This window comes from Mesorhizobium sp. M3A.F.Ca.ET.175.01.1.1, from assembly GCF_004791945.1.
GTDB lineage: Bacteria > Pseudomonadota > Alphaproteobacteria > Rhizobiales > Rhizobiaceae > Mesorhizobium.
Window position 1 is genome coordinate 1 of record NZ_SRTP01000114.1, and the last position, 392, is coordinate 392.

1 protein-coding gene is annotated in these 392 nt (G+C 62.2%); it reads left to right on the forward strand.

All coding sequences use genetic code 11. The features are described 5' to 3' along the window. Positions 1-135 precede the first annotated feature (135 nt). The coding region (locus EN818_RS30990) for a hypothetical protein (RefSeq protein ID WP_135906630.1) at positions 136-392 on the forward strand (257 nt) is incomplete at its 3' end.

Below are 392 nucleotides of genomic sequence, written 5' to 3' on the forward strand. Positions count from 1 at the left end.
GTCATTTCGTGACCCAACGCCAGCATCTTGCCGATGGTGTCGATCGTCAGAGGGTAGGTGATCTCGGGCAGCCTGAACATCAAGCGCATATAAGCAGCGGCTTGACGGCCGCCAACAGCGCGCCAGAATCGGGAGATGGCAAGGGGCATCAAGGTCGGCGACGAGGTCGCGATCACCGCGACGGTGCGTCGGCGCGTCACCGAAGACCGTGTCAGCGTCTCGATCCCGACCTACGGCTTCCCGCATTCGATCGTCGACCGAACTTCGAAGGTGAAGCGGGGCCAGCCGGTTGAGTTGACCGGCGATGTCACCCATATCGATGAGGGCAGGGTGACAATCGATCTTGGCGTCCCGGTGACCGTTAACGCCGACAGGGTCAGGGTGGTCACCGC